The sequence below is a fragment of the Longimicrobiaceae bacterium genome (assembly GCA_035696245.1).
Lineage (GTDB): Bacteria > Gemmatimonadota > Gemmatimonadetes > Longimicrobiales > Longimicrobiaceae > DASRQW01.
In genome coordinates, this window is the sequence record DASRQW010000064.1 from 1 (window position 1) to 5,812 (window position 5,812).

Annotated in this window: 6 protein-coding genes; 4 read left to right on the forward strand and 2 right to left on the reverse strand. The window is 69.5% G+C overall.

The genetic code is table 11. The annotated features are described in order from the left end of the window. Window positions 1–213, forward strand: a 213-nt coding sequence (locus tag VFE05_02985; GenBank protein HET6229015.1) for a VOC family protein, incomplete at its 5' end; no start/stop codon positions are given. 197 nt (window positions 214–410) lie between these two features. Here the strand turns inward: VFE05_02985 and VFE05_02990 are convergent. Then, window positions 411–1,262: an alpha/beta hydrolase-fold protein gene (locus VFE05_02990; GenBank protein HET6229016.1), complete on the reverse strand. Its 852-nt coding sequence runs from the start codon at window positions 1,260–1,262 to the stop codon at window positions 411–413. Window positions 1,263–1,668: 406 nt separating this feature from the next. Between VFE05_02990 and clpB the strand changes: the two genes are divergently transcribed. Together clpB and VFE05_03000 are read left to right on the forward strand one after the other, a co-directional pair. After that, window positions 1,669–4,308 carry an ATP-dependent chaperone ClpB gene (clpB, locus tag VFE05_02995; GenBank protein HET6229017.1) on the forward strand — a complete coding sequence of 880 codons (2,640 nt, stop codon included), beginning with the start codon at window positions 1,669–1,671 and terminating at the stop codon, window positions 4,306–4,308. 90 nt (window positions 4,309–4,398) lie between these two features. Beyond that, window positions 4,399–4,863: a hypothetical protein gene (locus tag VFE05_03000; GenBank protein ID HET6229018.1), complete on the forward strand. Its 465-nt coding sequence runs from the start codon at window positions 4,399–4,401 to the stop codon at window positions 4,861–4,863. Between the two features lie 225 nt (window positions 4,864–5,088). On the opposite strand, the gene mce is transcribed toward VFE05_03000, so the two are convergent. Then, window positions 5,089–5,496, reverse strand: a complete 408-nt coding sequence (gene mce / locus VFE05_03005) for a methylmalonyl-CoA epimerase (protein HET6229019.1) — start codon at window positions 5,494–5,496, stop codon at window positions 5,089–5,091. A gap of 105 nt (window positions 5,497–5,601) precedes the next feature. On the opposite strand from mce, the gene VFE05_03010 reads away from it, so the two are divergent. Then, window positions 5,602–5,812 (forward strand): thioredoxin domain-containing protein (locus VFE05_03010; GenBank protein ID HET6229020.1); only part of this gene is annotated, 211 nt, incomplete at its 3' end.

Sequence of the window (5,812 nt, forward strand, 5' to 3'; positions counted from 1 at the left end):
TGCTCCATTGGCGTGCGCGTGGAGGACGTGGATGCGCACCACGAGCGTGCAAGTCGCGCCGGCGCCCGGATCCTCAACCGGCCCGAGACCTACCCGTACGGCGAGCGGCAGTATTCTGTGCTCGACCTCGCCGGCCACCGCTGGAACTTCAGCCAGTCCGTCGCCGACTTCGCGCCGGAGGAGTGGGGCGGGGAATCGCCGGACCCATCGTGAGCGCGCCGTCCCGAGCAGCCGCCGTTCGCCGACCCGCTCCGAGTGGCTGCTAATCGCTTTCGATGCGTAGGGCGGGGTGGCGAAGCAAGTGAGGCACACGGACCGATCAAGTTGTCGCGCACAAACAAAGACGAGATCGCCCGCAGCCACCGAAGTGACTGCGGGCGATCCGCGTTCGAGCTCATCTCCCCGGCGAGCTACCTCGCGGGCCTGCCGAGGAGCCGGACCGCGGGCGGCAGCGCTTCCCGCAGCGCCCGCGGCGACTCGCCGAGGTAGATGGTCGCGTGCCGCAGGTCCGGGCGCGGGTGGTACTGCCAGCGCAGCCCGGCGGGCGCGTTCGCGCGGATCGTGTCCGCTAGTCGCCCGGCTTCGGGCCCGATGTCGTCGCCGGCGGACGAGAGATAGAACGTGGCGTGGAGGCGCGGGCGGGCGCGTAGCCGGGCTGCCGCCTTCTTACCCAACTCCTCCTTGTTCCAGTACAGGCTGGGGCTCAGCGCGATGTAGGTGTCGAACAGGTCGGGCTCCAGGAAAAGCGTCTCGGTGACGAACAGCCCGGCCAGCGACTCGCCCATGACCGCCGTCTCGCGCGTCGTGCGGTAGCGCCGCTTCACCTCCGGCATCAGCTCGCGGCGGATGAACGCGCGAAACGCCGCCGAGCCGCCTACGTGGCGCGCGATGGCGCTGTCCGCGTGGACCGTGGTGGGCCCGGTCATGTCCCGCCGCCGCTCCGTGTTCTCGATTCCCACCACGATGGCCGGCCGCATCTCGCCCGCCCGGATCGCGGAATCCACGCTCAGCGCCACGTGCGGGAAGTCCTCCTCCATCCCGCCGTCCGGCATGTAGAGCACGGGAAAGCGCTTGGCGCCCGGCGCGTCGTAGCCGGGCGGCACGTACACGTTGATCCGTCGCGTCTCCTTCAGCACCGCGGATTCCATGGTGAACGTCGCCTGCCGCAGCTCGGATCCTGGCGCGGGCGCTTGAGCGTGCGCCGCCCGGCTCACTCCGCCGAGCGTGAGCGCGGCGAGAGCATATGAGCTGGCGTGCTTCATCAATGATCGCATCGATTTCTCTCCAAGGTGTGTGGCGAGTCTTCCGCGCTGCATCAGGAAGACTATCTGCGGAATGTCCGGCGGGAAATGGGCCGCGCCGTCCAAGTCCGCTACGAGGCCCCATATGACCGGTGCGATGGCTCGGAGGATGTGTTTCATCTATCGTCCATGCTTCGACTTACGAACGGAGATCGGCATCCGCGGTCTTTCGAAGACGCGTCCGCCTCGCAGGCGGTGTTTTCGTCCAGTTTTCAGCCATAGTGGCAGGGGTTTCGGGCACGGAACTTCCTTTGTCCGTGGGCAGCAACGCGGCTCCGCACCGGCGTGAAACCACGCTGGGCGCGGGGATGCTGCGATGGAACGCTGCCGAGGCAGCCGTTTCCCACCGAAACGGAAGGAAGACGGGATGATCAACTTCGACCGGCTGACCGTGAAGTCCACGGAGGCCATCCAGGAAGCAGCCAACGCCGCCCGCAAGGCGGGAAGCCCGGCCATCGAGGACGTGCACCTGCTCTCCGCCCTGCTGGGGCAGGAGGACGGCATCGTGGTGCCCATCCTCCAGAAGGTGGGCGTGAACGTGGCCCGCCTCACCGCCGACCTGAACGCGGCGCTGGGGCGCCTGCCCAAACAGTCCGGCGGGGCCCAGGCCACCATCTCGCGCGAGCTGAACGAGGTGCTGGACCAGGCGGAGAAGGAGGCGCACGACCTCAAGGACGAGTACGTCAGCACCGAGCACCTGCTGCTGGCGCTGGCCGAGAAGAAGGGCAGCACCACGCGCGACCTGCTGAGCGCGCAGGGCGCCGGCCGCGACGCGATCATGCAGGCGCTGGAGCAGGTGCGCGGCTCGCACCGCGTGACGGACCAGAACCCGGAAGAGAAGTACCAGGCACTCCAGCGCTTCTCCATCGACCTCACCGAGCGGGCCCGGCGCGGCAAGCTGGACCCGGTGATCGGCCGCGACGAGGAGGTGCGCCGCGTGATCCAGGTGCTGTCGCGCCGAACCAAGAACAACCCCGTGCTCATCGGCGAGCCGGGCGTGGGCAAGACGGCCATCGTGGAAGGGCTCGCCCAGCGCATCGTCAACGGCGACGTGCCCGAGGGGCTGCGCGACAAGACGCTGATCTCGCTCGACATCGGCTCCATGCTGGCCGGCGCCAAGTACCGCGGCGAGTTCGAGGAGCGCCTCAAGAGCGTGCTCAAGGAGCTTACCGACAGCGACGGCAAGTTCATCGTCTTCATCGACGAGCTGCACACCATCGTGGGCGCAGGGAAGACCGAGGGGTCGCCGGACGCCGGCAACATGCTCAAGCCCGCGCTGGCCCGCGGCGAGCTGCGGCTCGTCGGTGCGACCACGCTGGACGAGTACCGGACGCACATCGAGAAGGACGCGGCGCTTGAGCGGCGCTTCCAGCCCGTGTTCGTGGGCGAGCCGTCGGTCGAGGACACCATCGCCATCCTGCGCGGCCTCAAGGAGCGGTACGAGGTGCACCACGGCGTGCGCATCACCGACCCGGCCATCGTGGCGGCGGCCACGCTCAGCAACCGCTACATCGGCGACCGGTTCCTGCCGGACAAGGCCATCGACCTGATCGACGAGGCGGCCAGCCGGCTGCGCATCGAGATCGACAGCCTGCCGCAGGAGATCGACGAGGTGGAGCGCCGCGTCACGCAGCTCCAGATCGAGCGGCAGGCGCTGTCGCGCGAGAGCGACCCGGAGAGCGCGGAGCGTAGGCAGCGCGTGGAGCAGGAGATCGCCGAGCTCACCGAGCGCTCGTCGGGCATGAAGGCGCAGTGGCAGGGCGAGAAGGAGGTCATCTCCGACCTTCGGGAGATGAAGGAAAGGCTCGACGCCCTGAAGGTGGAGGTCGACCGCGCCACCCGCACCGGCGACCTGGCCCGCGCGGCCGAGATCCAGTACGGCGAGATGCCCGCGCTCCAGAAGGACATCGCCGAAACCGAAGCGCGCCTGGGCGAGCTGCAGAAGACGAGCAAGTTCCTCAAGGAGGAGGTGGACGCCGACGACATCGCCGAGGTGGTGGCGCGGTGGACGGGCATCCCCGTGCAGCGGATGCTGCAGAGCGACCGCGACCGCCTGGCGCACCTGGACGAGCACCTGAACAAGCGCGTCATCGGCCAGCCGGAGGCGACGACGGCGGTGGCGGACGCGGTGCGCCGCTCCCGCGCGGGCCTCCAGGACCCGAACCGCCCCATCGGCTCGTTCATCTTCCTGGGCCCCACCGGCGTGGGAAAGACCGAGACGGCGCGCGCCCTGGCCGAGTTCCTCTTCGACGACGAGGAGGCGATGGTGCGCATGGACATGAGCGAGTACATGGAGAAGCACGCCGTCTCGCGCCTCATCGGCGCGCCTCCCGGCTACGTGGGGTACGAGGAGGGCGGGCAGCTCACCGAGGCCGTGCGGCGCCGCCCGTACAGCGTGGTGCTCTTCGACGAGGTCGAGAAGGCGCACCCGGACGTGTTCAACGTGCTGCTCCAGATCCTCGACGACGGGCGGGTGACGGACAGCCAGGGACGGACCGTGAGCTTCCGCAACACGGTCATCATCATGACCAGCAACATCGGCAGCCCGCTCATCCTGGAGCGCTCGTCGCGCATGTCCGACCCGCAGGTCGCCGCCGAGGTCGAGGCGCTGGTGCTGGCGGAGCTGCGGCGGCACTTCCGCCCGGAGTTCCTGAACCGCGTGGACGACGTGATCGTCTTCCGGCCGCTGGGCGCCGAGCAGCTCACCACCATCGTGGACCTGCAGCTCCGCCGCTTGGAGAAGCTGCTGGCGGAACGGAAGCTGTCGCTCCACGTGACCGACAGCGCGAAGCGCTTCATCGCCGAGGAGGGGCACGACCCGGCCTACGGGGCGCGGCCGCTCAAGCGGGCCATCCAGCGGCTGGTGCAGAACCCGCTGGCCATCCGGGTGCTGGAGGGCGCCTTCGGCGAGGGCGATACCGTGGTGGTGGACCACGAGCCCGGCGCGCGCCAGGTCACCATCCGCCACGGCGCCCCCGCGCCGCGCGAGGCGGCGGGCGTGGCTTGACACCCGCTCGGGTGAGCGTCTAACGTTCGGGGCCGGCCAACCTTGGCCGGCCCCGTCCGCGTTCTCCTTCCCTTCCGCAGAGGCCTCCTAGTGCACCCCAGGCGCATCGCATCCCTCTTCGCCGCCGCGTTCCTCGCATTCGCCGCGGCCTGCGGCGGCGGGGCCCCGTCCGGTCCGCGCGCCACCCCGCACGGCATACCGGGCGCCGTTGCCCCCGCCGCCGCCGTCGAGCAGTTCCTGCGGCTGGCCGAGCAGAAGCAGTACCTGGAGATGGGCTGGATCTTCGGCACGCGCGAGGGCCCGGTGCTGGAGCGCATGCCGCAGGGCGAGGTGGAGCAGCGGATGTACGGCCTGGCATCGGTGCTGGAGCACGACCGCTTCGCCATCCGCGACCAGCAGCCCGTGCCCGGCGGCCTGGGCACCGAGACGCAGATGACCGTGCGCATCCACAACCGCACCGGCGACGTGGACGTGCCGTTCACCGCCGTCCGCGGCCCCGGCGACCGCTGGTTCGTGGAGAAGATCGACGTCGAAGCCGTCACCAAGCTCCACTGAGCCGCACGTCCGTTGCCAGAAAGCCAATCCCCCTCGTCCGATGCCGCGGACGAGGGGGATTCGTGTGTATGGAGCGGTGGGTGTTCCGTCCTGCTTCCCTGCGCGTCGAATTCTCGGCCGGGACCGACGCTCTGGGGTTAGTCCGCGAAGGCGGACTTTGCGCAGTCGTTGCCGCGGGTTCAACCGCCAGCCGAGCCGACCCGGCTCCCCTCGACCGAATCCGCCTCAGTGCGCCGCTTCCACCAGCTCGATGAGGACGCCGTTGGTAGAGCGGGGGTGGAGGAAGGCGACGCGGTGGCCGCCGCCGCCGGTGCGGGCTTCGCGGTCGATCAGCTCGTAGCCCTCGGCTTCGTAGGCGGCGAGGGCGGCGGCGATGTCGGGGACGCGGTAGGCCAGGTGGTGCATGCCGGGGCCGCGCTTCGCGAGGAACTTGGCTACGCCGCTGTCCTCGCGCGTGGGGGCCAGCAGCTCCACGCGGCCGGGGCCCTCGCCCACGAAGGCGATCTCCACGCCCTGCGACTCCACCGTCTCGCGGCCGTAGCCCTTGCCTCCGGTGATAGATTCGAAGGCGGGGAGGGATTCGTCCAGCGAGCGCACGGCCACGCCCACGTGGTCCAGCACCAGCTCCGGCATTCCGATCCTCTTCGCGTGGCGGGTGTATGCAGTGAACAGCTGGCACAAGAATAGCGCGCGCCCACGGGCGAGGCTACCGGACCGATTCACAGGGGAAGAACGAAAATGGCACAGAGCGAGAACGTGGTCACCGTCACCGACGACAACTTCGAGACCGTGATCGCCGGGGCGCAGGGCCTGTCGATGGTGGACTTCTGGGCCGTGTGGTGCGGCCCGTGCAAGATGATCGCGCCCATCGTGGAGTCTCTGGCCGACCAGTACGCGGGCCAGGTGACCGTGGGCAAGATGGACGTGGACAGCAACCAGCGCACCGCGG